The sequence below is a fragment of the Acidocella sp. MX-AZ02 genome (genome assembly GCF_000306035.1).
GTDB lineage: Bacteria > Pseudomonadota > Alphaproteobacteria > Acetobacterales > Acetobacteraceae > Acidocella > Acidocella facilis.
The window spans coordinates 44,564-69,669 of sequence record NZ_JH976207.1; the positions used below are offsets into that span (position 1 = coordinate 44,564).

At 63.0% G+C, this 25,106-nt stretch carries 23 protein-coding genes and 1 pseudogene; 8 read left to right on the top strand and 16 right to left on the bottom strand.

Going from position 1 to position 25,106, the window contains the following annotated elements:
* Positions 1-2 precede the first annotated feature (2 nt).
* From MXAZACID_RS00240 to MXAZACID_RS00255, 4 genes are all read right to left on the bottom strand, one after another.
* Positions 3-752: an electron transfer flavoprotein subunit beta/FixA family protein gene (locus MXAZACID_RS00240; RefSeq protein ID WP_008491964.1), complete on the bottom strand. Its 750-nt coding sequence runs from the start codon at positions 750-752 to the stop codon at positions 3-5.
* A 93-nt stretch (positions 753-845) separates the two neighbouring features.
* Positions 846-2,006: a pyridoxal phosphate-dependent aminotransferase gene (locus MXAZACID_RS00245; RefSeq protein ID WP_008491965.1), complete on the bottom strand. Its 1,161-nt coding sequence runs from the start codon at positions 2,004-2,006 to the stop codon at positions 846-848.
* A gap of 1 nt (position 2,007) precedes the next feature.
* The gene (locus MXAZACID_RS00250) at positions 2,008-3,264 is read right to left on the bottom strand and encodes a gamma-glutamyltransferase (protein WP_008491966.1); all 1,257 of its coding nucleotides are present in this window, start codon (positions 3,262-3,264) and stop codon (positions 2,008-2,010) included.
* A 69-nt stretch (positions 3,265-3,333) separates the two neighbouring features.
* Positions 3,334-4,464, bottom strand: coding sequence for an SDR family NAD(P)-dependent oxidoreductase (locus tag MXAZACID_RS00255; RefSeq protein WP_083878541.1), 1,131 nt, complete (start codon positions 4,462-4,464; stop codon positions 3,334-3,336).
* Between MXAZACID_RS00255 and cysD the strand changes: the two genes are divergently transcribed.
* The 3 genes from cysD to MXAZACID_RS00270 are packed head-to-tail and all read left to right on the top strand — an operon-like array spanning position 4,381 to position 7,963.
* Positions 4,381-5,319, top strand: coding sequence for a sulfate adenylyltransferase subunit CysD (gene cysD, locus MXAZACID_RS00260; RefSeq protein ID WP_008491968.1), 939 nt, complete (start codon positions 4,381-4,383; stop codon positions 5,317-5,319). The two genes, MXAZACID_RS00255 and cysD, sit on opposite strands and share 84 nt — an antisense overlap.
* Positions 5,319-7,229: a sulfate adenylyltransferase subunit CysN gene (gene cysN, locus MXAZACID_RS00265; RefSeq protein WP_008491970.1), complete on the top strand. Its 1,911-nt coding sequence runs from the start codon at positions 5,319-5,321 to the stop codon at positions 7,227-7,229. The genes cysD and cysN overlap by 1 nt, the downstream gene beginning before the upstream one ends.
* Complete coding sequence (locus MXAZACID_RS00270; RefSeq protein ID WP_008491972.1) at positions 7,226-7,963, top strand: 3'(2'),5'-bisphosphate nucleotidase CysQ; 738 nt, start codon at positions 7,226-7,228, stop codon at positions 7,961-7,963. Before cysN ends, MXAZACID_RS00270 begins: the two co-directional genes overlap by 4 nt.
* Before the next feature lie 9 nt (positions 7,964-7,972).
* On the opposite strand, the gene MXAZACID_RS00275 is transcribed toward MXAZACID_RS00270, so the two are convergent.
* The 7 genes from MXAZACID_RS00275 to hpnA all read right to left on the bottom strand — a co-directional run bounded on the left by MXAZACID_RS00275 (position 7,973) and on the right by hpnA (position 16,962).
* Positions 7,973-9,853, bottom strand: coding sequence for a bifunctional diguanylate cyclase/phosphodiesterase (locus tag MXAZACID_RS00275; protein WP_144052587.1), 1,881 nt, complete (start codon positions 9,851-9,853; stop codon positions 7,973-7,975).
* Positions 9,854-9,975: 122 nt separating this feature from the next.
* Positions 9,976-11,889 carry a squalene--hopene cyclase gene (shc, locus tag MXAZACID_RS00280; protein WP_008491974.1) on the bottom strand — a complete coding sequence of 638 codons (1,914 nt, stop codon included), beginning with the start codon at positions 11,887-11,889 and terminating at the stop codon, positions 9,976-9,978.
* 60 nt (positions 11,890-11,949) lie between these two features.
* The gene (gene hpnE, locus MXAZACID_RS18590; RefSeq protein WP_008491975.1) at positions 11,950-13,131 is read right to left on the bottom strand and encodes a hydroxysqualene dehydroxylase HpnE; all 1,182 of its coding nucleotides are present in this window, start codon (positions 13,129-13,131) and stop codon (positions 11,950-11,952) included.
* Entirely contained in the window at positions 13,132-13,977 is an 846-nt protein-coding gene (gene hpnD / locus MXAZACID_RS18595) for a presqualene diphosphate synthase HpnD (RefSeq protein ID WP_008491976.1), read from the bottom strand.
* Entirely contained in the window at positions 13,974-14,843 is an 870-nt protein-coding gene (gene hpnC / locus MXAZACID_RS00295) for a squalene synthase HpnC (protein WP_008491978.1), read from the bottom strand. The genes hpnD and hpnC overlap by 4 nt, the downstream gene beginning before the upstream one ends.
* Entirely contained in the window at positions 14,840-15,943 is a 1,104-nt protein-coding gene (locus MXAZACID_RS00300; RefSeq protein WP_008491979.1) for a glycosyltransferase, read from the bottom strand. Before MXAZACID_RS00300 ends, hpnC begins: the two co-directional genes overlap by 4 nt.
* The gene (hpnA, locus tag MXAZACID_RS00305; RefSeq protein ID WP_051060115.1) at positions 15,940-16,962 is read right to left on the bottom strand and encodes a hopanoid-associated sugar epimerase; all 1,023 of its coding nucleotides are present in this window, start codon (positions 16,960-16,962) and stop codon (positions 15,940-15,942) included. The genes MXAZACID_RS00300 and hpnA overlap by 4 nt, the downstream gene beginning before the upstream one ends.
* A 77-nt stretch (positions 16,963-17,039) precedes the next feature.
* Here hpnA and MXAZACID_RS00310 point away from each other — a divergent pair, with 77 nt between their 5' ends.
* The 4 genes from MXAZACID_RS00310 (at position 17,040) to MXAZACID_RS00325 (ending at position 20,542) form a co-directional block, all read left to right on the top strand.
* Positions 17,040-17,987, top strand: coding sequence for a ferritin-like domain-containing protein (locus tag MXAZACID_RS00310; protein WP_008491981.1), 948 nt, complete (start codon positions 17,040-17,042; stop codon positions 17,985-17,987).
* An 8-nt stretch (positions 17,988-17,995) separates the two neighbouring features.
* Positions 17,996-18,988, top strand: a complete 993-nt coding sequence (locus MXAZACID_RS00315; protein ID WP_144052588.1) for a lysylphosphatidylglycerol synthase domain-containing protein — start codon at positions 17,996-17,998, stop codon at positions 18,986-18,988.
* A 78-nt stretch (positions 18,989-19,066) separates the two neighbouring features.
* Positions 19,067-19,324, top strand: coding sequence for a GlsB/YeaQ/YmgE family stress response membrane protein (locus MXAZACID_RS00320; RefSeq protein WP_008491983.1), 258 nt, complete (start codon positions 19,067-19,069; stop codon positions 19,322-19,324).
* Between the two features lie 96 nt (positions 19,325-19,420).
* Entirely contained in the window at positions 19,421-20,542 is a 1,122-nt protein-coding gene (locus tag MXAZACID_RS00325; RefSeq protein ID WP_008491984.1) for an MFS transporter, read from the top strand.
* On the opposite strand, the gene MXAZACID_RS00330 is transcribed toward MXAZACID_RS00325, so the two are convergent.
* Genes MXAZACID_RS00330 through ftsE form a run of 4 tightly spaced genes read right to left on the bottom strand, consistent with a single transcriptional unit; the run spans position 20,533 to position 23,409 of the window.
* Positions 20,533-21,162: a 1-acyl-sn-glycerol-3-phosphate acyltransferase gene (locus MXAZACID_RS00330; protein WP_205619707.1), complete on the bottom strand. Its 630-nt coding sequence runs from the start codon at positions 21,160-21,162 to the stop codon at positions 20,533-20,535. The genes MXAZACID_RS00325 and MXAZACID_RS00330 overlap by 10 nt on opposite strands.
* 60 nt (positions 21,163-21,222) lie before the next feature.
* Positions 21,223-21,855 (bottom strand): YdcF family protein, encoded by a 633-nt coding sequence (locus MXAZACID_RS00335; RefSeq protein WP_008491987.1) that lies wholly within the window; start codon positions 21,853-21,855, stop codon positions 21,223-21,225.
* Entirely contained in the window at positions 21,852-22,742 is an 891-nt protein-coding gene (locus MXAZACID_RS00340; protein ID WP_026440325.1) for an ABC transporter permease, read from the bottom strand. The genes MXAZACID_RS00335 and MXAZACID_RS00340 overlap by 4 nt, the downstream gene beginning before the upstream one ends.
* Positions 22,735-23,409 (bottom strand): cell division ATP-binding protein FtsE, encoded by a 675-nt coding sequence (ftsE, locus tag MXAZACID_RS00345; RefSeq protein ID WP_008491989.1) that lies wholly within the window; start codon positions 23,407-23,409, stop codon positions 22,735-22,737. The genes MXAZACID_RS00340 and ftsE overlap by 8 nt, the downstream gene beginning before the upstream one ends.
* Positions 23,410-23,554: 145 nt before the next feature.
* On the opposite strand from ftsE, the gene MXAZACID_RS00350 reads away from it, so the two are divergent.
* Entirely contained in the window at positions 23,555-24,115 is a 561-nt protein-coding gene (locus MXAZACID_RS00350) for a zinc-ribbon domain-containing protein (RefSeq protein ID WP_008491990.1), read from the top strand.
* A gap of 33 nt (positions 24,116-24,148) precedes the next feature.
* Here MXAZACID_RS00350 and glmU read toward each other — a convergent pair.
* Positions 24,149-25,106, bottom strand: a pseudogene (gene glmU / locus MXAZACID_RS00355) (bifunctional UDP-N-acetylglucosamine diphosphorylase/glucosamine-1-phosphate N-acetyltransferase GlmU); the annotation flags it as partial.

A 25,106-nucleotide genomic window follows, 5' to 3' on the forward strand; every position in this document is an offset into this window, starting at 1 on the left:
GATCAGATCACCTTTGCTTCGTTGCGGAGTTTCTCGACCAGGCTGGCCACGTCCGGCACCTTGATGCCAGCTTTGCGCGTCGGTGGCTCGCTGACATTGATCAAGGTCAAACGTGGCGTGATATCCACGTTAAGATCGGCCGGCTTGAGCGTATCGATGGTTTTTTTGCGGGCTTTCATGATGTTCGGCAGCGACGCGTAGCGCGGCTCATTCAGCCGCAAATCCGCGGTGATGACGGCCGGCAGGGTCAGTTTCACCGTCTCCAGGCCGCCGTCGATTTCGCGGGTCACGGTCGCGGCGCCATCGGCGATCTCAACCTTGGAGGCGAATGTCGCCTGCGGCCAGTCGAGCAGGGCGGCGAGCATCTGCCCGGTTGCGTTCATGTCATCGTCGATCGCCTGTTTGCCGAGGATCACCGCCTCAACATCTTCCTTCAGCGCCACTTCCTTCAGGATCTTGGCGACGGCCAAAGGTTCAACGGCAGTTTCGGTTTCCACCAGAATGCCCCGGTCAGCGCCCATGGCCAGCGCGGTCCGGATGGTTTCCTGGGCCTGGGTCACGCCGATCGAGACCGCGATGATCTCAGACGCGATGCCCTTTTCCTTCAGGCGAACGGCTTCTTCCACGGCGATTTCATCGAAGGGGTTCATCGACATTTTCACGCCGGCGGTTTCCACGCCAGACCCATCGGATTTGACGCGAACCTTGACGTTATAGTCGACCACCCGCTTCACGGCGACCAGCAATTTCATTTTGATACCTCTGAACTGTCCCTCGAAGGGTCATCCTTGATATGCGATGCCCGACGCTTTGGATAGCCTTTATTTACTCGCGAGTAAATAAACTCAGCCGAGCTGTTTCAGCCTGGTGATGGCCTCTTTGACATCCTCCAAAGGCCCGCAATAGCTGAGGCGGAAATACCGGCCGCCGCGTTGCGCGTCGAAATCCAGCCCCGGCGTCGCGGCGATATTCTGCGCCGCCAGCAAGCGCGCGCAGAAGGTGGCACTGTCCTGCGCCCGGCCTTCGATGTCGGCGTAAAGGTAGAAGGCCCCATCGGGCGGGGAGAATGTGGAGAAGCCGGCCTCCCGCAACCCCGCCATCAGCAGCTCCCGGGCATGGGCGTAGCCGGCGCGATTCGCTTCCAGTTCCACCCGGCAATCCATGGCGGCCTCGGCCGCCACCTGCGCGATATGGGGCGGGCAGATGAACATATTCTGGGCGAGGCGCTCGGTGATGCGCACCATGTCCTCGGGCAGCACCATCCAGCCGATCCGCCAGCCGGTCATGGAAAAATACTTGGAAAACGAGTTGATGACGATAGCACTCGCAGAAAACTGGGCGGCTGAGGCCTGCGGCTTGCCGTAAGTGAGGCCGTGATAGATCTCGTCCGAGATCAGGCGAATCCCGGCCGCATCGCAATAATGGCAAAGCGCTGCCAGCTTGTCCGCCGGGAGCATCGAGCCGGTGGGGTTCGCCGGGCTGGCGACGATCAGCCCATCAGGCTTGCGGGGCAGGGCGTCGAGCATTTCCACCGTCGGCTGAAACCCTGTCTCGATGCCGCAGGGCAGGACCAGCGGCCGCAGCCCAAGTGCCAGTAAAATATTGTAATAAGGCGGGTAGTAGGGGGCCGCGAGCGCGACCACGTCGCCAACATCGAAGCTGGACAGAAAGGCCAGGGGAAATCCGCCCGAGGCGCCGACGGTCACCGCGATGCGGTTGGGCGGCACCTCTATGCCGTACCATTCGGCGATATGCCGGGCGATCCGGGCTTTCAGCGATGGCAGGCCCAGCCCGTCAGTATAGCCCAAGGCGGCGCCGCTCCGCAGCGCGGCCTCAACGGCCTCACGCGCCCCGCTGGGCAGGCCGGTCCCCGGTTGACCGACCTCCATGCGTAAAATCTTCGCCTCACCGGCTTGCAGGCTTGCCGCGCGCTGGTTGGCGGCGAGGATGACATCCATCACCTGAAAGGGCGGGACGAGCCGTCCCGCGCCGATTTTCAGGGCCAATTCAGCGCCCGCCGATGGCCAGTCCGTTGGCGCCCGGCGCCGTGCTGGCGCGGCAGCTGGCCTCGCCACCCGGGACATTGTTCGGGCAGGAGATGATGTTGGCGCGGCCAGGGGCGGGGATGGGGGCGTTTTGGCCGGTCAACGCATTGTCCAGACCAATGCGCGCGGCCGCCGCCGCGGCGTTCTGCCCGGTGCCGGTGGCCGCCGCCCGGAAGGCATCATTGCCGCCGGTATAGGCCATCTCGGCAGCCAGATCCGGCGTTGGGGCGGTCCTGGGCGAGGCGGCCAGCAAGATGCCGGTGCCCGGCGCAATCCGCCCCGTGCCAAAGAGATTATTCATCGAGGTCACGCAAATCACCGCGCCGCCCTTTTTGTCCAAAGCCATGAAGCTGGCCGAGGCGGGCAGCGCCCGTCCGGCAGCGTCAGGCGATACGGGCAGGCTGGCGACCTGATATCCCCCCTGCTGCGTTATGTCCGGCGCGCCATAGTGCGGTGTCGCATTCACAAGATCGCCTGTGGTCAGGCCGCCGCCGGCCTGGTCGGCGGCCTTTGCGAATTGCGCCGCCCCCATGCCCGCATAGAGCCCGTTGACGCCGTTCACACGCAGGCTCTCCAGCGTCGCGGCGAGGTCGGGCTGCTGCAAATTGGCGCCCGCCGCCAGCAAGGTGCCGCCGGGGGCGAACACCGCCGCAGCCTGCGGGTCTGCCAGCAGGGCGTTGCCCACCACCTGGAGATCACTCTCCAGGGCCTGCGAGACCGGGGCCCCCCCGGCCAGCCGTTCGGCCGGGACAATCACGGAAGATAGCGGCAATTGGCCATAGCGCACCTGCATCGCCAGGAGTCCGCGCGCCAGCAGCGGCACGGCGGCCGGGCGGTCGCCGCTCGTCTGTGCTGGAAGCCCAGCAGGGAAGCTCAGCATGACCGGCTTCTGCATTTTCCCATCCGGGCCGGGCATCTTGATGATGCAGGCACCGCCGCCGCCGAGCCCGCTGCGGGAGGGCAGGGTCACCGCCTGGGCGAAGCCTTCAGCCGCCGCCGCGTCAACCGCATTGCCGCCACGGTTCAGGATATCACGCCCAATCACCGCCGCCTCGGGCGCATCGGCCACGGCGTAACCGAACTGGGAGGGCACCGTTCCGGAGGTCGGGCTGCCGTCATTCAAGCCGAGCAACTCATGTCCGAGAGAGTGGCCGACACCGCAGCCGGTGAGCAGGGAAAGGGCGGCGAGGGCGCCGAAGGCGCGAAGGCGGTTCTGCAAGTTAATTGACCCTTGAGACACGTGACCCGGTTTGCTTAGCCGTGAACGCCATGACTCGCAACGCCAGCCTCACGGTACGGCCAAAGACGGGTTTTCCAGGAAGACGACATCCCGCCCCTGGCGCTGCAGCACCTGCCCGCCATCGATCACCAGCGTCTGGCCATGGAAGGCGGGGCTGGCGAGAATAAAATCGATCGCGTTCAAAATCTGATCCGGCGTACAGCCCTGGCCCATCAGGTTATTGCGATGGCTGCGCTCGAACTCCGCTTCCGACTGCAATTTGCTGATCAGGGTCAGGCCGGGTGCAATGCCGGCGACGCGCAGCGTTGGCGCCAAGGCCATGGCGTGCATCTGGATCATGCCATGCAGCGCGATTTTCGACAGGCTATAGGAAAAGTAATCCGGGTTGAGGCCAAACACCTTGTTATCGACGATGCTGATCGCAACGCCGGCCCGATTCCGGCTGACCAGGGATTTATACATAAATTGGGTGAGCAGCGCCGGGGCGAAGAGATTGACCCGCATATGCGCGTCCAGCCCCGCCGGCGTCACCGAAACCGCGCTGTCATAGTCAAAGCCGGAGGCGCTGTTGATCAGCAGGCCGATGGGGCAGATGCTGTCACATTGGCGGAAGGCCGCCTCGACCTGTTCCGCATCGCCCAGATCGGCGCCGACCGCGCTGGCATGTCCACCGGCGGCGATAATGTCGCGGACAACCTGGTCAGCTCCCTCGGCGGCCTTGTGGTAATGCACGAAGACATGGCGTTCGCTTGTGCCCAGATGCCGCGCGATGATGCCGCCCAGCCGCCGCCCGCCTCCGGTAACCAAGACGCCTTCCATGATGTTCCCTCTTCGACCGATAACTGCCCTGAGGGAAATAGACGAGCCGCCCGGTAAACCCAAGCCCCGGCTGGCGGGTGATATTGGTCCAGAAAAAACGCCCCTTGTTGCGGCGCGTGGGGCAAAAAAATCGCACGAGATGTCGCCGGTCGGCAATAAGCTCCTGAATCCTGTAGGGAATTCGTGTTTGGGCTTGCCAGAGCGGTTCAGCCGGTGCATTGCGCAGCCTGTATGAAGGCCTAAATTGATCGAATGCCAGCTTCCCAGGAGTGCGCTTTGTTGAAGACACCTGATCTGCCCGCGACGGCCGCGCCGCAAATTTTGACGCATTTGCAGCGCCTGGAAGCCGAGGCGATTCATATCATGCGTGAGGTGGTGGCGGAGAGTGAAAACCCCGTCATGCTGTACTCCGTGGGCAAAGACAGCGCGGTGATGCTGCATCTCGCCCGCAAGGCATTCTACCCCTCGCCCCCGCCATTTCCGCTTCTCCATGTCGATACGACCTGGAAGTTCAAGGCCATGTATGAGCTGCGGGACCGCATGGCCAAAGAGAGCGGCATGGAGCTGCTCGTCTATCAAAATCCGGAAGCGAAAGAGAAAGGCATCAATCCTTTCGATCACGGCCCCTTGCACACGGATATGTGGAAGACCGAGGGGCTGAAGCAGGCGCTCGACAAATACGGGTTTGACGCGGCCTTCGGCGGCGCGCGCCGGGACGAGGAGAAGAGCCGCGCGAAAGAGCGGATTTTCTCTTTCCGGTCAGCCAACCATCGCTGGGACCCGAAGGCGCAGCGGCCGGAATTGTGGAATCTCTATAACGCCAAGAAAAACAAGGGCGAAAGCATTCGCGTTTTTCCCATATCCAACTGGACCGAGCTGGATATCTGGCAATATATCCAGCTGGAGCGCATCCCGATCGTGCCGCTTTATTTCGCGGCTGAACGCCCTGTCGTGGAGCGTGACGGGTTGTTGATCATGGTCGATGATGACCGGTTTCGCCTGCGCGATGGTGAAACGCCGGTTATGAAATCCGTCCGGTTTCGCACGCTCGGCTGCTATCCTCTGTCGGGTGCGGTTGAAAGCAAGGCTCAGTCCATCAGTGAAGTGATCCAGGAAACCCTGCTCACCACCACCTCCGAACGGCAGGGGCGTGTGATCGACAAGGATGCAGGTGGTGCCAGCATGGAAAAGAAGAAGCAGGAGGGATATTTCTGATGCCCGAAATTCAGACCGGCTCCTATAAGGTCGATGCGCTGATCGCCGAGGATATTGACGCTTATCTCCTGCAGCATCAGCATAAATCCCTGCTGCGCTTCATCACCTGCGGTTCCGTCGATGACGGAAAATCGACTCTGATCGGGCGCCTGCTGTATGATTCAAAAATGATCTTCGAGGATCAGCTGGCGGCGCTTGAGTCCGATTCCAAAAAAATCGGTACGCAAGGGCAGAATATCGATTTTGCATTGCTGGTTGATGGCCTCGCGGCCGAACGCGAACAAGGGATCACCATCGACGTCGCCTATCGGTTCTTTGCGACCGAAAAGCGGAAATTCATCGTCGCCGACACGCCAGGTCACGAGCAATATACGCGAAACATGGTGACGGGCGCCTCCACGGCTGATCTTGCCATCATTCTCGTGGATGCGCGCAAGGGCATTTTGACCCAGACCCGCCGCCACTCTTATCTGGCCCATCTCATCGGCATCCGCCACCTCGTGCTGGCGGTGAACAAGATGGATCTGATCGGATATGATCAGCAGACATATGATCGCATCGTCGAAGAATATAAAAGCTTTTCGCAAAGCATAGGGATCAAGTCATTCACCCCCATGCCGATCTCCGGATATGTGGGCGACAATATCACCGAGCGCTCCAAGAACACGCCCTGGTATACGGGCGTGCCTCTGGTCGAGCTTCTGGAAAATGTTGAACTGGATGTGACGGCGGACCAGGGCAAGGCGTTTCGCATGCCGGTGCAATGGGTGAACCGGCCGAATTTGGATTTCCGCGGCTTCTCCGGTCTCGTCGCGACGGGCCTCGTCAAGCGCGGTGATGCCATCCGTGTCCTGCCGTCCGGAAAGACCTCTTCGATCGATCGGATCGTGACATTCGACGGGGATCTCGAGCAGGCTGTCGCCGGCCAGTCCGTGACGCTGTGCCTGACCGACGAAATCGATTGCTCGCGCGGCGATGTGATCACCTCGGCCGATGAACCGGTGCAGGTTGCCGACCAATTTGAAGCGACGATCGTCTGGATGGCCGACGAGATGATGACGCCTGGCCGGTCCTATTGGATGAAGATCGGAACACAGATTGTTTCGGCTTCAATCCAGGCGCCCAAATATCAGATCAACGTCAATACGCTGGAGCGGACGGCGGTCAAGACGCTTGAGTTGAACGCGATCGGCGTCGCGAATATCACCACCGATCGCGCGATCCCGTTCGAAGCCTACGAGACCAACCGAACGCTGGGTGGCTTCATCATCATCGAAAAGATGACGAACGCGACTGTTGCTGCCGGGATGCTGCATTTCTCTCTCAGGCGGTCTCAAAATGTGCATTGGCAAGCGCTGGATGTGTCGCGGGATGTTCGCGCCAGCCTGAAAAATCAAAAGCCAGTGGTGCTTTGGTTCACGGGGCTTTCCGGGGCAGGGAAGAGCACGATTGCCAATCTGGTCGAGAAAAAGCTGGTCCGGATGAACCGGCATACATTCCTGCTCGATGGTGACAATGTTCGTCATGGCTTGAACAAGAATCTTGGCTTCACCCAGGCGGACCGTATCGAAAATATTCGCCGCGTCGGTGAGGTCGCGAAGCTGATGACGGATGCCGGGTTGATCGTCATCACCGCCTTCATTTCGCCGTTCCGCTCGGAGCGCGACATGGTGCGGCAGATGATGGCGCCGAATGAGTTCGTCGAAGTGTTTGTTGATACGGCCTTGGAAGAGGCGGAACGGCGGGATGTAAAAGGGCTGTATAAGAAGGCGCGATCCGGCGAATTGAAGAATTTCACCGGGATCGACAGCCCCTATGAGGCGCCGCTCGATCCAGAGATTCGTATCGATACGTCCAGGATGACGCCTGAAGAAGCCGCGGATATGATCGTGGAAAGGCTGATTCCGTGACAGATCTTGAATTGGCCAAGGCCATCGCGGAGGCGGCGGGGAAATTGTTGCTTGAGCTGCGGGGGACGAACTTGTTCTCCGGCAAGGCGTTGGGAAAGGCCGGGGATCGCGTCGCGAATGCCTTCATCATGGAGGCGCTTGCGGAAAATCGTCCTGATGATGCTGTGCTCTCTGAAGAGGAAAGAGACAATCCCTCCCGGCTGCAGGCGGAGCGTGTCTGGATCGTCGATCCGTTGGATGGTACGCGCGAATATGCCGAAGGCCGCGATGATTGGGCGGTTCATGTCGGCCTCGCGATCAATGGCGTGGCCAAAATTGGCGCGGTCGCTCTTCCCGCAAGCGGTGTGGTCATGCTCTCCGAACCTCAGGACGTAAAGCAGAGCCCTGAAAAATTGCGAATGCTGGTCAGCCGGTCGCGGCCGGCCAAGGAAGCGCTTGATGTCGCCGAGGCTCTGGGGGCTGAGTTGGTGCCGATGGGCTCTGCGGGCGCCAAGGCGATGGCGGTTCTGCGTGGTGATGCCGATATCTATCTCCACACGGGAGGGCAGTATGAATGGGATAATTGCGCCCCGGCAGCTGTTGCTTTGGCGGCTGGACTGCATGCCTCACGCGTGGACGGAACTGATCTGGTCTATAACAACGCCGATCCTTATCTGCCGGACCTGCTGATCTGTAAGAAAGAATTGGCGCCTCACGTTTTTCAAAAACTATCCGCGTGCCGGCCGGTTGAATAACGGAAGCTTTTAAAACTGGCTGGCTTCGATCGGCCAAGATGGCGCAGGGCGGCCGAAATGGTAGCCCTGCATCAATTGAAACCCCGTCTCGTTGAGAGTCTGCTTTTGCGAAAGCCGCTCCACCCCTTCCGCAATCACGTGCAAGCCAAGAATTTTAGAAAGATGCAAAATACCGGCCGCCATTTTCTCTGAGTTGGCGGTTTGACCGACCCCAGCAATCAGCGAGCGATCGACTTTTAAAAGATCGAAGGGGTATTTATGCAGCCAGCTTAATGAAGAATATCCGGTTCCGAAATCGTCGAGAGCCAGGCGGAAGCCGCGCTGCTTCAAATCCTCAAGAATGTTCAGGGAACGTTCGGGATAGGACATCGCGGATTGTTCCGTGACTTCAAGAATAAACCGGCTTGTCGGCACGGCTTCGTTCAAGCAGATCGCTTCGAGTTGAGCGGGGAGTTCGGTGTTCGCCAACTGCACCGCAGAGATATTCAAACTGACCAGGCTATTTGCATTGCCACCTTTTTGCGTGTGGCTTTTCATCCAGTGGCATGCGGATCTCATGACATGCAGGCCAATTTCGTTGATCAGCCCGGTCTCCTCGGCCACGGAAATGAATTCGCTCGGCGGAACGATGTCCCGCTCTCTTTGCCAGCGCAATAACCCCTCATAGGCAAAGACGTCGCCGGTGAACGTATCGATGATGGGTTGATAATGCAGCACAAGCTCGTTGCGTTGAACAGCCTCCCTGAGTTCGGCTTCAAGCTCAACGCGCCGCTCGACCGTCTTGTGCATTGGCGATTCGAAGCGAACAATCGGCTGTTCCTTATGCCGCTTCGCCTCATACATGGCGATATCGGCGTCGCGCAGCGCGGGCTCGTGGTCCTGGTAATGGCTGAGGGCGCTGACGAGCCCGATGCTGACGCCGACTGTATAAGGCTTGCCGCCCAGCATGTAGGGGGCGGTAAGAGACGCCAGCAAGGTCTGTGCTGTTTTTAAAATCGCATCAGGATCCTCGTCTATGCTCTGCAGCAAAACGAATTCATCACCGGAATGCCGGCCGACAATGCATTTATCCTGTGAGGACGCGTCCTGGCGTGCTGAGGGATTGCACCGTGTGGCCAGGGCTGACAATCTTTCAGCCACCTGGATCAGAAGTTCGTTGCCTCTATGATGCCCCAAACTGTCATTGATGAGTTTGAAGCGATCAAGGTCAAGAAACAGCAGGCCGTAATCCGGACCGCGGCCGCTCGCCTTCGCCGCCATCGCGGCCCGCATTTCTGCAAAGAAGCCTTTGCGGTTCAGCAACCCTGTCAGGGAGTCGTGCGTTGCATCATACTCGGCGAGTGTCCTGGCCCGCTCGAGTTCTTCGGCCAGTTGATGCTGTTCCTGCAGCGCTTGCTTTAAGTCGCTCGCCGTCTGCGTTGCCGTTTCCGCAAGTAGGCTCTTTTCAAAAACGGTTTTTTCCAACGCGTCGGCTTGCGCTAACAGTAGATCCGCCAACTCGATAATAAACGCTGACGCGCCGCTCATCATTATGAAAGGCTCGAACCGGTTTGAATCGCATCTCGCCAGGGCTGCGCGGCACGCTACGGAAAGCGGTGTATCCTCGCTTAAAATGAGCGTTTCCGGCTTCGCCGATACGATCAACTCCCGTAAGGGGCGTTTTAAAAAAACTTCCCGCCCAAATGGCCGGCTGATCACCGCGAGAAAAACCCGGCGGCTTAACAGGATACGGCTTTGGTTGTTTTCCTCGATGATGACCCCGGGAAGAGCCTGCTCTCTCTGAAAAAGAGCTTCGAGCGTAATCGCGGTTTCGTCGATGGAGATGATGTTCGTCCAAGCTTTGAATTGGTTTTCAGGCCGGAAAATCGAAGCGAGTCGAATATCATCCATGAAATCGAGCGTAACCGCCAAAACAAACAACGTGAAGAGAAAGTTACGTTACGTTAGGCGAGATTCTGTTTAAAAATCAAGACGATTTTGGTGTGTTTGTCCTGTTGCTCTCTTTTCCGTTGTCAGAAGCCAAATTCGACATGGCGATCATTTCGCGCAATCAGCCTTTGATAGCGGCTGAGCGCCAGAACCGGGAAGAAACGCGGATAGCCGTGATATTTCAGATAGAAGACGCGCGGAAACCCGACGGCATTATAAGGTGCTTCGCTCCAGCTTCCATCGCTGCCTTGTGTCGATTGCAGATATTGGATGCCACGGTGCACGGCTTCATGCTCCACCAATCCTGCCGCCATCAGGCCGAGCAGCGCCCAGGCCGTCTGGCTCGGTAGGCTCTGGGCGGCAACGCCGTGGAATTCCCCCGAAGGCGCGTCTGCGTAGGTCTCGCAATCCTCACCCCATCCGCCATCTTGGCGCTGTTTGGAAATAAGCCACGCCGCCGCCTTTTCCATCATCGGATCGTCATGCGGAATTCTGGCGGCATTCAAGGCGCACAGCACCGACCAGGTGCCGTAGATATAATTCGTGCCCCAGCGCCCAAACCAGGAGCCGTCAGGCTTCTGCGTTTCTCTCAGGTAGGCAATCCCGCGCTGGATCGCGGGCTGGTCCTCGGCGTGGCCAAGCTGCGCGAGAAAAGAGATGCAGCGCGCGGAGACATCCTCGGTCGGCGGGTCGAGCAGCGCGCCATGATCCGCAAACGGGATATGGTTGAGATATTGCCGGTCGTTGTTGATATCGAAGGCGCCCCAGGCGCCGTTGGTCGATTGCATGCCGATGATCCATTCCCGCGCGCGGGCAATGCTTTCGGCATATTTCGGATCGCCGGCGCGGTGCAGCAGCATCGCGACCACGGCGGTGTCATCAACATCGGGGTAATGCGGGTTGTTGTACTGGAAAGCCCATCCGCCGGGGCGTGTGCCTGGCGTGTTATCGGCCCAGTCACCGACAAGCTCCAGTTCCTGGCGCGGGATCAGCCAATCGCAGGCGGCGGCAAGCGCGTCCTTGTCTCCGGCTTCCGCCAAGGCGTGTCCGGCGAGCGCCGTATCCCAAATGGGTGACAGGCAAGGCTGGCAATAGGCTTCGGTCTCGCCGACCACGAGCAGCTTGCGAACCGCGTTCCAGGCGATGTCAAAATGCGCGGCATCGCCGAAATGGTCGAACATCATCGTGGCATTGGCCATTGCCGGATAGATGGCGCCGAGCCCATCCTCACCGTTGAGCCGCTCAATGCTCCAATCGATCGCCTTGCGCACGGCCTTTTCGCGGGTGCGGGTCGGGAAGGCCGGTTCGGCGATCCGCAGCACATCGTCCAATATCTTGAAGGCTGGGCCCCAGGCGGATTTGTAGGGGCCGCGGATCCAGTCCTTCACCTGATCGGGCGGGGTGACGAACAGCTCGTCGATGCGGACCTGGCGGGGATTGCGCGCTCGTGGCTTCACCGCGGCCAAGACCATCAGTGGCACCATCACGGTGCGCGACCAGTAGGATACCTTGCGCATCGTGAAGGGGAACCAGTCCGGCATCAATACCGCTTCCACCGGGATGACGGGGCAGGCCGTCCAGGGCACGGCACCAAACAGCGCCATCTGAAAGCGGGTGAAAACATTGCTGCGCTCGGCGCCGCCGGCCGCCCGTATCGCGGCTCTGGCGCGGCGCATATGCGGCGCCTCGGGGCTGTCGCCGATCGCCTTCAGCGCGAAATACGCCTTCACCGAACAGGAGAGATCCATTTTGCCGCCGTGAAACAACGGCCAGCCGCCGTCACAACCGGGATAGTCGCCCTGGATCCGGCGCAGATAGACGCCGATCTTGGCTTGCAGCCCGTCATCGATGCGGTCGAGATAATGCTCGAGCAGCACATATTCGGCGGGAATCGTGGCGTCGGCTTCCAGCTCGTAGCAATAATGCCCATCGGCGCGCTGCTCTGTGCGCAGGGAGGCGCGGGCCTGTTCAATCGCATCGTCCAGAATGGCGTTCATCGGAGCGGCTTTGGCAGTTTTTTTCGCGGTTTTCCAGTGCCTATGCGAGCATGGCTGAGATTAGATCTGGCTCAGCAGGGCCTTTGCCGCGGCCTCGCCCGAGCGGATGGCGCCTTCAATCGTCGCCGGCAGGCCCGTGTCGGTCCAATCCCCGGCCAGCGCAACCAAGGGGCGGGGGCTGCGCGGTCCTGGCCGCTTGGCCAGCTGCGCGGGGGTGCAGGCGAATGTGGCGCGCTTTTCCCACAGCACCCGATACGGCGGCAGCTTCAGGGTTTGGCCCAGAACCTGGCAGACCTCCTGCCAGACCTGTGCCGCGATGGCCTCCTGCCCCAGATGCGCATGGCGGTTGGCGGCCGAGATGGTGACGGAAATCACAGTCTCGCGCAGGAAGATCCATTCCGTCAGCCCGCCAATGACGCCATGGAACGTCGCCTCCGCCGGCCCGCGCGGCGTTTTGAAATGCAGGTTGCAGATCGATTCGAACGCATCGGGCACGTCCAGCTCCGGCATCAGCTCTTTCGCAACCCAGGGCGGAACCGCCAGGATTGTCGGCTGGTTCGGGGGGAGGTGGGTGACGCGCTCGCCAAACCGCAATTCAGCGCCGCGCTGCTGCAGCCAGGCCAAGGCCGGGTCCACGAAGCTTTCTGAAAGCCCCAGCCTGGCCCAGCGTGGCAAGGCGGCAAAACCGCCGCGCTCCACGGTTTCCGCCAGCACCGCGCCCAAAGGCTGGGCGGCGGCGATGTCCGGCATGGTGTTGAGGGCGGCGATGGCCAGCGGCTCCAGCAGGCGTTCATAAAGCGGCCCGTGCCCGACCAGTGGCTCGACCAGATCACCAGGGCGCGCCTGCAGCAATCTCTTCAAGGCAAGATAATCCGCGAGGCGTGTGCCCGGCACGCGCCGGCTCGGCGCGGCGATCCACCAGGGAATCCGGCCGTGATTCAGCCTCAGCGTCCAGCCGCGATTGGTTTTTAGGTCGTGAAACGGAAAATTTGCCTCGTCCGGCCCGGTGAGTGTGTGCTCGGCGCCGATCCGGCGTAGATACCGCAACGCATCCTTATTGCCGGACAGCAGCAAATGGTTGCCGTTATCGATACGGCAGCCGAGCTGCTTGTCGAAATAGGAGCGGGCGCGCCCGCCAGCCTGCGGCGCCGCCTCGGACAGCATAATCTGATGGCCCGCCTCCGTGAGGGCGCAGGCGGCTGAAAGCCCGGCCAGCCCGGCGCCGATGATTTGGATTTTCATTCAGCCCACCAGAAGCTGTGCGGCCAGCCAGAGCTTGCGCCATTTCGGCAGGCTCACCCGGCCCCGGCGATAGTCGAAATGTCGCCGCCGGAGTTCCGCCAGCAAGGGGCGATAGCTGGCCGCCATCATGCGCGCCGGCCGCATCGCCTTGGCATCGCAGCGTGCCATCGCGTCATGGGCGCGGCGGAAATTCAGCTCGGCCATGGCCGCAACCGCGCCGCAGGCCCGCGCCAGGCCGGGGGCATCGAGGATCCGCGCCGGATCGGCCGGCACCCCGGCCGCGGCAAGATGTTCCGCGGGCAGGTAAATGCGTCCGCGTTCCGCGTCCTCGGCCACGTCGCGCAGAATATTCGTCAGCTGCAGCCCACGGCCGAGCGCATGGGCGACGTCGTCCGCCGCCGGGGAGGCGTCGCCAAACACCCGCACCGAGAGCCGCCCGACGGCGGAGGCGACACGGTCGCAATAGAGATCAAGAAACGCCAGATCCGGCGCGATGATCGGCGCCCCCGCATCCATCTCCATGCCATCGATGATGGCGATGAAATCCTCCTGGCGGGGCTGATAATCCTGGATCACGCTCAGCAAGGCGCGGGTGACGGCACAGTCCGCGATCCCCTGCTCGTACAGCGCGGAAATCCGCTCGCGCCAGCCCTGCAACTCCGCTTGCTTGGTCGGAAAATCCCGCCCCTCCTCATCGGCGATGTCATCGACAATGCGGCAGAACGCATAGATCGCATACATCCCATCCCGGCGCTCGGGGGCGAGGATTTTCATGCCGTGATAGAATGAGGTGCCGGACGCCTTCACCAGCGCGGTGATGAAGGCGATATCGTCGGGGCGGATCATAACGCGTATCTGAGCCCTTTCAGGCTGGCGTTGAGAATGTCGAATTTGGACAGCTTGACCCGCGTGGCCAGCGGATCGCCAGCGCGCAACAACGATGTCAGCCGCCGCGCCAGCGCGCAGATGATCGCGGTTTCAATCCGCAGCCGGCGGGATCTGACCCGTCCGGGCAGGGCGGCGGCATCGCGGTTCAGCGCCTCCGTGGCATCCAGCATCCTGTCGAAGACCGCCCGCAAGGCCGGGCTTGTCTCTGGCCGGGCGATGTCATCCGTGGTCAGGCCCTGTTCGCGCAACCAGGCCTGCGGCACATAACAACGGTCCAGCGCGCGCAGATCCTTGGCGCAATCCTGCAGATGGTTGAGCACCTGCAAACTGGCGCAGAGCGCATCCGACGGCGCCCATGTATCCCGGGATTCGCCATGCACATCGAGCACATAACGCCCGACCGGGGCGGCCGAGTAGCGGCAATAATCCAGCAACTCCTCCCAGCTTTCATAGCGCAGCTTGGTCACGTCCCGCCGGAATGCCACCAGCAATTCGCGGGCATGGTCAGCCGTCACGCCGGACTCCGCCAAAGACTGGCGCAGCGCCCTGGCGCTGGGGCTGCCTTCATCCGTGGCGCCGGTCAGCACCGCTTCCATCGCGTCCAGCCTGGTGAGCTTGTCGGCCGCCGGCAGGGTCGCGCTGTCGGAAATATCATCGGCATTGCGGGCGAAATCGTAATAGGCATGCACCCGCGCGCGGAGCGGTTTGGCGATCAGCAGCGAGGCGACGGGAAAATTCTCATCGCTCTTATCCTTGCCGGACCAGGATTCGACGCTGTCATCTTTGCTGGCGAGGCGCGGCGCGGTGTTGTCATTGGCGATCATGCTTTATCCCCGGCATAGGCGCGGCTCTTCCATTTGGCGCCGCGCCCGAGCCAATGGTTGCAGGCGGAGCCGATGGTGGCGGCCATGTAGAACAGGGCAATGGCGGGCAAGGCGATGGCATAGGCCCGGTGCACCCTATAGCGGTCCAGGGTGGGGAAATAGGTGAGGGCGGCGATCGCCCAGATGGCCAGCCCCAGCGCCGCGCGCCAGCCAAACCCGGTGCAGAGCGCGGCGAAGGGGAAGACCAGCCAGACCAGAGCCAGCCCGATGATGGTGCCGGCGAGCAGCAGGGCCGAATAGCGCAGCTGGGTGAAGGCCGTCCGCGCGATCATGTCCCAGATATCGCGGGCCGCGGGGTAGGGGCGGATCGAGGTCGCGAGACCGGAATGGCCGAGATAGATCGGCCCGGCTTGTTTCACCTTGCCCGCCAGCGTCACGTCGTCAATCAGCGCCTCGCGCATCGCCTCCAGCCCGCCAATGCGCGCAAGCGCGGCGCGCTTGATCAGCACGGTTCCCCCCGCCGCGGCGGCCACGCGCGAGCGCGGATCGTTCACCCTCGCGAAAGGATAGAGCATCTGGAAAAAATAGATGAAGGCCGGGATCAGGAATTTTTCCGCCCGGGAGGCGCAGTTCAGCCGCACCATTTCGGAGACCATGTCCAGCCTGTCGCTGGTCATCTTGGCCACCAGACTGGCCAGATGCCGTGGGTCATGGGTGATGTCCGCATCCGCGAACAGGATCACCGGCGCCTCGCTGGCCGCCACACCCTGGGAGAGCGCCCACAGCTTGCCCGACCACCCGGCGGGCTTGGGCGCGCCGGTCAGAATGGTCAGGCGCGGATCCGCGCCGGCCGCCGCCGCGGTGCCGTCCGTGGAGTTGTCGTCAACCAGAATGACGCGAAACGGCCCGGCATAATCCTGCGCCAGCAGCGAGGCGATGACCGGACCGATCGTCTCCACCTCATCGCGCGCGGGAATGATGATGTCGACCTGCGGCGTCTCCAACGGCACCGCCGCCGGCAGCTCCGGCGCGGAATCCCAGAACCGCCCATGCAAGAAGGCCAGATAGAGCCAGATCGCGAAGGCCAGCAGCAGGATCATGTCAGGCGCCCTTCCTTGCGGAACCAGATCAGCGCATCCTCTACCGCCTGGCGCGCCGGGCGCGGGGCGTAGCCCAGCTCTGTCCGGGCTTTATGCGTGGAAAAGAACATTTTTTTCTTGGCCATGCGAAGAATATCCGGTGTCATCAGCGGGGTCTTGCCAGTGCGCTCGGCGATGCGCTCCATCGCCCAGGCGAGTGGCATCAGCGGCGCCAGCGGCAGGCGCAGTTTTGGCGCGGCGCGGCCGCTGAGTTCGGCCACGAGCGCCAGCAGATCGCGCAGCATCAAATCCTCGCCGCCGAGAATATAGCCCTCGCCGGAGCGGCCCTGGGTCAGGGCCAGCAGATGTCCGGCCGCGACATCGTCCACATGCGCGACATTCAGGCCGGTATCGACAAAGGCGGGCATCTTCCCCCGTGCCGCATCCAGCACCATCTGGCCGGTCGGTGTGGGTTTGACATCGCCCGGGCCGATTGGGGTGGAGGGATTCACGATCACGATATCCTGCTCCTGCGCCAGGCGGCGTACTTCCTGCTCGGCATCATATTTGCTGCGCTTATAGGCGCCGACATGGTGGGCCGGGAGGATGAGGGTGGTCTCGTCCGCCGGTGAGCCGTCATCCGTGAGCCCAAGGGCCGCGACCGAGCTGGTATAGATGCTGCGCTCCACCCCGGCGCGCTGCGCGGCCCGCAGCAAGGCGATGCTGCCATCGATATTGACCTTGCGCATCGCGGCCTCGTTGGGCACCCAGAGCCGGTAGTCGGCCGCCACATGCAGGAGATACCGGCAATCCTTGAGCGCCGCGGGGAAACTGTCGGGCTCGGCGAGATCCAGATAGACAGCCTGCTCCTCAAGACCGGCAAGATTGCGCCGGTCCGAGCTTTGGCGCGCCGTCACCCGCACGCGATACCCCGCCGCGCGCGCCGCCTTGGCGACGGCGGCCCCGACAAAGCCGGTCGCCCCGGTCACCAGCACCAGATCACCCTGTGCCAATTCGTCTTCCTCGTGCTGTGCAGTCATCCGGCCGGCGCCATATACCGTACAGGACACTGGCTGTAGAACCCATTGCAGCCTTTGGCGCAACACCGAGGATGAAGATGAACGAGATTCGTGTGATCCCGACAAAAGCCGCCGCGACGGAAGATGAGGTGGTTTCGGCCGATCACCAGGCACGGCATTGGCAATTCCCGGAGGCCGGCCCGATCAAGGCCGGGTCGGACGCGCATTTTCGGATGTTCACCAGCCTGCTCGCCGCCACCTATAATCCCTACAAACCGGCGGTGCTGGACTGGCCAATGCTGGAGCCGGAGACATTACGCCGGATCACCGCCCTGCCGATCTGGGACATCGCCGTGCAGACGGAAATCAAGGCGGCCGCCCGAATCGCCTTTTATGCGCAGACCGTACCGCACCCTGCATTGCGCGCGGCGTTGCTGCATATGTCCGGTGAGGAGGCGCGCCACCGCGAGGTGCTCTCCCGGCTGGTCGCGGCCTATGGCATCCCGATGCGGCCCGAACCCGATTATGCGCTGCCCAACGATGCCGAATGGGGCTGGCTGGTCACCGGGTTTTCGGAATGTATCGATAGTTTTTTCGCTTACGGGCTGTTCGAGCTGGCCAAGCGCTCGGGCTATTTTCCTGCCAAGCTGGTTGAGACATTCGAGCCTGTCGTGCAGGAGGAAGGCCGACATATTCTGTTTTTCTCCAACTGGTTGGCGTGGCGGCGGGCGAATCTGCGATGGTATCTCCGGCCCTGGTTCGAAGCGAAAATCTGGGCGGTGTGGGCCTATCTGCTCTATGAGCGGATCGGCTTGGCCAAGGATGTGGATGGTCTGGAGGGGGCGGATGCCAATTTCACCATGAACGGCTCATCGGCGATCAGCGACGAGATGGACCTTCCCAAGCTTTTGGAAATCTGCCTGGAAGAGGATAAAAGGCGCATGGCAGGGTATGATGCACGCCTGAAGCGCCCCGGCACGATGCCGTTTCTGGGGCGACTAGGCCTGTCCGTCCTGCGACTGAAATCACGTATTCAGAGACGTTGAGAAAATATTTGTCGGTAAAAAGCAAACTTATCCCAGCGGTGCTGACGCTGGCCGGGCTGGCGGTCATCACCGGGCTCATCGTCTATTTCGGTGCGGCGGACGTGTTGCGGGCGCTGGCATCGGTCAGTGCGCTGGGCACCGCTGAATTCGTGCTGGCCCAGCTGGTCATTCTGCTCGGGCTAGGGGGAAGCTGGCGGATCCTGCTGCGCTCACGGCAGAAAGGCTCTTACTGGCTCTGCGTATGGGGCCGCGCCGTGCGCGACGCGACCGGCGAGTTCCTGCCCTTCTCCCAGGTTGGCGGATATGTTCTGGGCGCGCGCGTGATGACGCTGGGCGGGGTGGCGACGGCCGACGCCGTGGCCTCGACGCTGGGCGACATCACCACGGAATTCCTGGCGCAGCTGGTGTTCGTCGGGGTGGGGCTGGTCATTCTCTCGAACAAGGTGCCGGGCTCGGAATTATTGATGCCGGTGTCCATCGGCTTGGCCGTCGCGATGTTTTTGGGTGTCGGGCTGATCGTGGCGCAGCGCGGCTCCGGGACCAAATTATTTAAGGCCCTCGCAACCCGCATCGCCGGAACAACCGGGCAGAGCGCGGCCGACCACGCGGAAAAGCTGCAAAGCTCGTTGAACGGCATGTACACCCAGCATCACCGTCTCGCCTGGGCGGCCTTCGTGCATTTCCTGTGCTGGATTGGCACCGGGACGGCGTCCTATATCGGGTTTCACGCGCTGGGGGTGGATTTATCCTGGATCGATGCGGTCTGTATTGAAGCGATGCTGCACGCGATCATGGCGCTGGCCTTCTTCATTCCGGGCCGCGTTGGCATCCAGGAAGTGGCCTATACCTTGCTGGGCGGATTGTTCGGCATTCCGCCGGACATTGCCTTGTCGCTGTCGCTGCTGCGCCGCGCGCGGGATTTCGTGATCGCGGTGCCGGTGTTGATCGTCTGGCAAGGGCTGGAGGCGCGGAAGCTGAAACTCAATATGAACGCCGGATGAAGTTCTGGACGCAATGGTTGTGTGAGGGCGGGGCGCCGCCCATTTCGGTGATGAAGTAACTTTTCCGGAGTCATAACCATGTCAATCGTCGGTTGGATCGTTTTGGGGTTGATCGCCGGCTGGATCGCCAGCCTGATTGTCGATAATGGCGGCCGCGGTCCGGTCCTGGATATCGTGCTCGGCATTGTCGGCGCCCTGGTCGGCGGCTGGATTTTCGCGGCTTTAGGTGCTGTCCCGGTGACAGGATTTAATCTCTGGTCGCTGTTCGTGGCCGTTGTCGGGGCGGTGGTTGTCCTGGTCATCTATCACGCCATCGCCGGACGCCGAGCGTTATAAATACCCGCCAATTTGACTTAAAAGGGGCCGCGCGGCCCCTTTTTTGTGGGCGGGCCCGCGCTTGTCCGCTGTCCGGGGAGGGGATAGGTTTCGGCCATGAAAGCGCGGGTCTGGACGGTAAAACTCGTCTTCGGTGTGGCGGGTTTCGGGATCTCGGTCTGGGCCTTTCTCATTCCCTATACGAAGATCAGATTTCAGCTGGATGACGCCACGCTGGGCGGCATTCTTCTGGCCGGCGGCACCGGCGGCGTCGCCGCCATGCCGCTGGCGGGGCTGGCGATCCAACGCTGGGGCAGCCGCAGCTGTATCATCGCCTGCGGGCTGGTGATGGGCCTGATGCTGCCTTTGCTCGGCATGGCGCCATCGCCCGCAATCTTCACCCTTCTGCTCTTCGCCTATGGCGTAAATTTCGGCCTCCTGGATGTGGCGATGAACGCGCAAGGGGCCGCCATCGAGGCGCAATCGGGCCGGCTGCTGATGTCGGGTTTCCATGCCTGCTACAGCATCGGCACGCTGCTGATCGCTCTGGCCGACAGCGTCTTTCTGAAATTGGGCACGCCGGTTTTGGTGATTTGCCTGGTGAGCGCCGCGATGGTGCTGGCCGGGCTGACACAATCCTTCCGGCTGCTGCCAAAATCAGCCGATGCTCAGCCGGCTGCGCGCCAGTTCGTCTGGCCGAACCGGCGGGCGGTGATATTGGGGCTGTGCTGCTACGCCGCCTTCATGACGGAAGGCGCCTGCACCGACTGGAGTGCCATCTATCTGCGGTTTTCCCGGCATATGCCGATCGATGAGGCGACGCTGGGCTTTGCCGCCTTTGCCGTGATGATGTCCCTGGCCCGGCTGACCGGCGACCATCTGGCGATGCGGTTTGGCCAGACCTCCATCATGCGGCTGGGCGCGCTGGTCAGCCTGCTGGGGTTTGCCCTGGCGATTTTCGTGCCCATCGGCTGGGTGGGGGTGATCGGTTTCGGCCTGGTCGGGTTTGGCACCGGCAACATGGCGCCGCTGCTGTTCAGTGCGGCGTCGCATGTGCCCGGCATGTCCGTGCAGCACGCCATGCCGGTGGTGGTCGGCATCGGCTATGCCGGGTTTCTCAGCGGGCCGGTGATGATCGGCTTCGTCTCCAACCGGTTCGGGCTGGAGAGCGCGTTCGGCCTGGATGCGATCCTGCTCGGCCTCACTTTGTTCGCCTCAAGAAGCGTGGCTCATCCGTAAAACAGCGCCGTCAGGGTCGCGAGCAGCTCCTCCCGGCTCAGGCCCGGCAAAATCGCCGGGTGGATGGTGATATGTACCGGCCCCGGGGATTTCTGGAAGGATTTGCGGCCCCACCGGAGGCCGGAATCGGTCGTCGCCGGCAGCAACGGGGCGGAGAGCCCCTGCGCCATGGCGGCGATGCCATGGCGCAGCTCGCCGCGCACGCCTGGCGCCACCCGTGTCCCTTCCGGAAAGATCACCACCTGCCGCCCCGCCGCGACCGCCTGATGCGCACGCTCGACCATGTCGCGCAACGCCTTGCGACCACCGCTCCGGTCAACCGAAATCATGCCGCTCGGCTCAAGCAGCGCGCCGAATAGCGGGATGCGCTTGAGCTCTTTCTTGAACACGAAGGCCGGGGCGGGCAGCAGGCTGATCCACAGCAGGATGTCCAGCGCCGATTGATGCTGCGCGGCGATGACACAGCCCCCCGCGGGGAGATTTTCCAGGCCGCGAACCTCGAGGCTGACGCCGCAGAAAGATCGCAGCGCCCACAGGCTGATCCGCGTCCAGAGCTGTGCGGTGCGCAGAATGCCATTCCTGAAATGCCGCCCGAAGAGGGTGCACCAGATGCTGAGCACCGCGCCCGCGCCCCAGAGAACGGCGTTGAAGGCAAAAGACCGGACATGGTGCATCGTTCGTCAATAATCTCCAGCGTCGTTGGTGCTGAACAGGCCGCCCAGCCCGGCACGCACCACCAGATATTTGCTATATTCGATGGCCAGTAATCGAACTGTCGGCAGCGTCAAGCGGTCGCGCATCGCCGGCGGCCGCACCGGATCGGGGATCAGCGCCACGCCGGGCAGGGCGCGCTGAATTTCCAGCAACGCCCGCGGCATATGGTAATCCGCGGTGACCACGATCAGCGAGCGCATATGGTGCGCCTTGGCCCAGGCGGCGGTCTCGGCGCCATTATCATGGGTGGTTGCCGCCATATGCCCCAACGTGATCGCATCGGCATACCGGGTCGCGGCGCTGCGATCATCCTGGGTGAAATCGCCGAGATAGGTGCCCTTGCCGGCGCCGGAGATCAACAGCAGCGGCGCCTCATGCTCGGCAAGCAGCGCCAGCGCGGCGCTGATCCGGTCATCGCCGCCCGTCAGCGCGACGATGCCATCCGCCGGCGGCAAGGGGTTGGGCGGCGTGGCCGTGAAGACGAGGCCCAGATAGACCAGAAATCCGGCCGACCAGGCGCCGAGCACCAGCAATATCACCCGGGAAAGCAGCCGGGTGAGCGACCAGCGGCGGCGGCGCGGGCGCTGGCGCAAGCTCACGGCAGCCGCCGCAGCCAGCCCCGAACCGTGATCTGGGCTGTGCTCCAGCCAATCAGCGCCGCGCAGGCGGGCAGGAGCGGGAGCAGGGCCAGCAGGGCCGGCGGCAGGTTGAACAGGCTTGCCGGATGCGCCGGCCCGGTGAACGGGCTGGCCAGCCAGGCCAGCCAGGCCAGCACGGGGGCGGCGAGCACGGTCCCGCCCAGCGCGCCGGCCAGGGCCAGCCATGTCGCCCGGCCGGCGAAACGTGTCGCGATATCCGCCTCCAACGCGCCCAGCCCGTGCACGATCTCGATCGTGTCGCGCAATTGCGCCAAGCCGGAGCGTGTCGCCACCGCGACCACGGCGGCGGCCACCAGGGCGACGATCAGCAGCACCGCCAAGGCGCAGCCTTGCAGGCTGGTCGTCAAGGTGGCGACGCGCTGCGCCCAGATCGCGCCGGTGCGGATCACCGTGCCCGGGCTGAGCTGCTGCAACTGCGCCGCGAGCGCATCGCTGCTGCCGCTGCCGGCCCATTGCGCGGTGATGATCGCGGGCAGGGCCAGCCCGAGTGAGGCGGCATCGCCGCCGATCCAGGGCGCGATCAGCCGGTTCATCTCCGCCGTGGTCAGGACCGTCGCATCCTGAACATCATGGTTGGCCGCCAGCGCGCGCTGCACAGCGGCGAGGCGCGTGCCATCGTTGCCGGCATCCGGATCGGCCGGCTGCGGGATCTGGATGGTCAGGGCGGCGGCGGTATCGCCTTGCCAGCTTTGCGCCAAATTCGCGCAGGCGAGCGCGCCGCCGAGCGCCAGCGCGGCGAGAAAGCTCATCGCCCCGACCAGCACCGGCAGCAGCCGGTCCGACAAGGCCGAGCGCAGCCCCAGCAGATCTCCGCGATGCCTAGCCATCATGCACCAGGCGGCCATTTTCCAGGCTCAGGCGGGGAAACGGATAATGCTCCACCAGGGCGGCATTATGCGTGGCCACAACCACGGTCGTGCCCAGCTTGTTGAGCGCGGTGATCAGCAGCATCAGGCGTTGTGCCTGTTCGTCATCGAGATTTCCCGTCGGTTCATCGGCAACCAGCAGCCGCGGCCGGGCCACCACGGCCCTGGCGATGGCAATGCGCTGCTGCTCGCCGCCGGAGAGCTCGTCAGGCCGGGCATGCATGCGATGCGCCAGCCCCACCCAGCGCAAAATCTCCGTCACATCCGCCTTCACCTGGGCCTCGCCACGGCGCGCCAGGCGCATCGGCAACGCCACGTTATCATAGGCATCGAGCTGCGGCAGCAGGCGGAAATCCTGGTACACCACGCCGATCCGCCGGCGCAGCAGGGCGGCGTCGCGCCGGGTCAGCCGGTTGGCCCTGGTGTTAAGGATCTCGATGCGGCCCCGCGCGGGATGCTCGGCCAGATAGATGAGCTTCAACAGGCTCGTCTTTCCGGCCCCGGAGGGGCCGGTGAGCCAGCGAAACCCGCCTTCCTCGATTTCGAAGCTGACGGCACGCAGGGCCTCCGCTTCACCGTCCCGCGCCGCATGATGGTAACGCAGCCAGACATCGTCGAACCTGATCATCAGGTCAGTCCTCTCATGGCGTTACTAGTGCCGCGACAAGGCGGGGGCCAGCAAGGTCTGCGGGGCGTTTATTTTCGACAAAATGCTTTGTGGGCTGAAGGTGTTATTGCGGCGCTAGGCTAAAAATGCCATCCATTGCAACGCAATGCGGATCGCCTGCCCCAATTGCCAGACGCTTTATGACGTTCCCGACAATCTGCTCGGCGAGAGCGTGCGCCGCCTGCGCTGCGAACAATGCGGGCATGGCTGGGCGTTTGCGCCAGCCCCATCGCCTGAGGCCCCACCGGACGCCGCGCCGACCCCCGACATGCCGGCCAGCGAGGCTGCGACTCGCCGCTTCGGTCAGCCGGCCGATCCTGAAGCCGCCGCCGAGATGCAGGCGGCCCTTCGTCAGGAGGCCTCGGCCCCCCATGCTGCCGCAGCCGCTGTGCCGCCTGCGCGCCACACCGAGCCCGATACCAGCAAGGCCGAGATCCCGGAGGGGGTTGCGGACCGCTTCGCCAGCTTGGTGCGGGCGGCGCGCAGCCAGGACGTCGATCAGGATGAGCCCCCGGCCGCACGCCAGGCCAAACAGGCAGCCAGCCCGCTGCTGATCGTCTTGCTGGTCCTGCTGCTGGTGATCGCTCTGGCGGTGGCCGAGCGGCATCTATTGATCCGCCTCATCCCGGCCAGCGCCAGGCTGTTCCAGGCTCTGCATCTGCGCTGAGGCATCGGCGCCGTTTCGGCGCCGATCATAGCTTCAGCCCTTGCGCGGCTTCGTCACCTGGCGGGCGCGGCCGAACGCCACGGCCTGTTCTGGCACATCTTGCGTGATCACCGACCCGGCCGCGATCAGCGCTTCATCGCCGATGCGCACCGGCGCCACCAGCGCGCTGTTCGAGCCGATGAAGGCTTTCGCGCCGATGATGGTCTTGTGCTTGGCCTTGCCGTCGTAATTGCAGGTGATCGTGCCCGCGCCGATATTGCTGCCAGGGCCGATCTCCGCATCGCCGAGATAGGTCAGATGATTGGCCTTCGCGCCCTTGCCGAGCTTCGCCGCTTTCAGCTCGACGAAATTCCCAACATGCGCGTCCTCGCCGACCTCCGCCCCCGGGCGCAGCCTCGCATAGGGGCCGATCACGGCGCCGGTCTTCACGCTGCACCCTTCGAGATGCGAGAACGCTTTGATCTCCACGCCCCCCTCGATGGCGACGCCAGGGCCGAAGACGACATGCGGGCCGATCACCGTATCGGCGCCGATTTGCGTATCGCCTGCGAAAAACACCGTATCCGGGGCCTGCAATGTCACGCCGTCGCGCATGAAGCGGCTCCTGGCGCGGCTCTGAAAGGCCGCCTCCGCCAGCGCCAGCTCGGCGCGCGAATTCACCCCGAGACATTCATCATGCGCCGCGTCCAAGGCCGCGACATTGACGCCCTCCTGGCGGGCCAGTGCGACGATGTCGGTGAGATAGAACTCGCCTTTCGTATTGTCGTTGCCCACCCGCGCGAGCCAGCGTCTCATATCCGGGCCCGAAGCCGCCATGCCGCCGGCATTGCAGAAGGTGATCGCGCGCTCTTGCGGGGTGGCGTCATTATATTCGACGATGCGGGCGAGATAGCCGCCCTCCATCACCAGCCGCCCATATTTCGCCGCATCCGGCGGGGTCATGCCCAGCAGCGCGAGGCCGGCATCACCTCCCGCAGGCGGGCCAGCAGGG

Excerpts from the sequence above, each read along its gene's own strand:
- MXAZACID_RS00320 (WP_008491983.1), top strand. The coding sequence starts at position 19,067 with ATGTCAATCGTCGGTTGGATCGTTTTGGGGTTGATCGCCGGCTGGATC.
- MXAZACID_RS00310 (WP_008491981.1), top strand. The coding sequence starts at position 17,040 with ATGAACGAGATTCGTGTGATCCCGACAAAAGCCGCCGCGACGGAAGAT.
- MXAZACID_RS00340 (WP_026440325.1), bottom strand. The coding sequence starts at position 22,742 with ATGGCTAGGCATCGCGGAGATCTGCTGGGGCTGCGCTCGGCCTTGTCG.
- hpnA (WP_051060115.1), bottom strand. The coding sequence starts at position 16,962 with ATGACTGCACAGCACGAGGAAGACGAATTGGCACAGGGTGATCTGGTG.
- MXAZACID_RS00275 (WP_144052587.1), bottom strand. The coding sequence starts at position 9,853 with ATGGATGATATTCGACTCGCTTCGATTTTCCGGCCTGAAAACCAATTC.
- hpnC (WP_008491978.1), bottom strand. The coding sequence starts at position 14,843 with ATGATCGCCAATGACAACACCGCGCCGCGCCTCGCCAGCAAAGATGAC.
- ftsE (WP_008491989.1), bottom strand. The coding sequence starts at position 23,409 with ATGATCAGGTTCGACGATGTCTGGCTGCGTTACCATCATGCGGCGCGG.
- MXAZACID_RS00350 (WP_008491990.1), top strand. The coding sequence starts at position 23,555 with ATGCGGATCGCCTGCCCCAATTGCCAGACGCTTTATGACGTTCCCGAC.
- cysN (WP_008491970.1), top strand. The coding sequence starts at position 5,319 with ATGCCCGAAATTCAGACCGGCTCCTATAAGGTCGATGCGCTGATCGCC.
- MXAZACID_RS00325 (WP_008491984.1), top strand. The coding sequence starts at position 19,421 with ATGAAAGCGCGGGTCTGGACGGTAAAACTCGTCTTCGGTGTGGCGGGT.
- shc (WP_008491974.1), bottom strand. The coding sequence starts at position 11,889 with ATGAACGCCATTCTGGACGATGCGATTGAACAGGCCCGCGCCTCCCTG.
- MXAZACID_RS00255 (WP_083878541.1), bottom strand. The coding sequence starts at position 4,464 with ATGAATCGCCTCGGCTTCCAGGCGCTGCAAATGCGTCAAAATTTGCGG.
- hpnE (WP_008491975.1), bottom strand. The coding sequence starts at position 13,131 with ATGAAAATCCAAATCATCGGCGCCGGGCTGGCCGGGCTTTCAGCCGCC.
- MXAZACID_RS00300 (WP_008491979.1), bottom strand. The coding sequence starts at position 15,943 with ATGATCCTGCTGCTGGCCTTCGCGATCTGGCTCTATCTGGCCTTCTTG.
- MXAZACID_RS00240 (WP_008491964.1), bottom strand. The coding sequence starts at position 752 with ATGAAATTGCTGGTCGCCGTGAAGCGGGTGGTCGACTATAACGTCAAG.
- hpnD (WP_008491976.1), bottom strand. The coding sequence starts at position 13,977 with ATGATCCGCCCCGACGATATCGCCTTCATCACCGCGCTGGTGAAGGCG.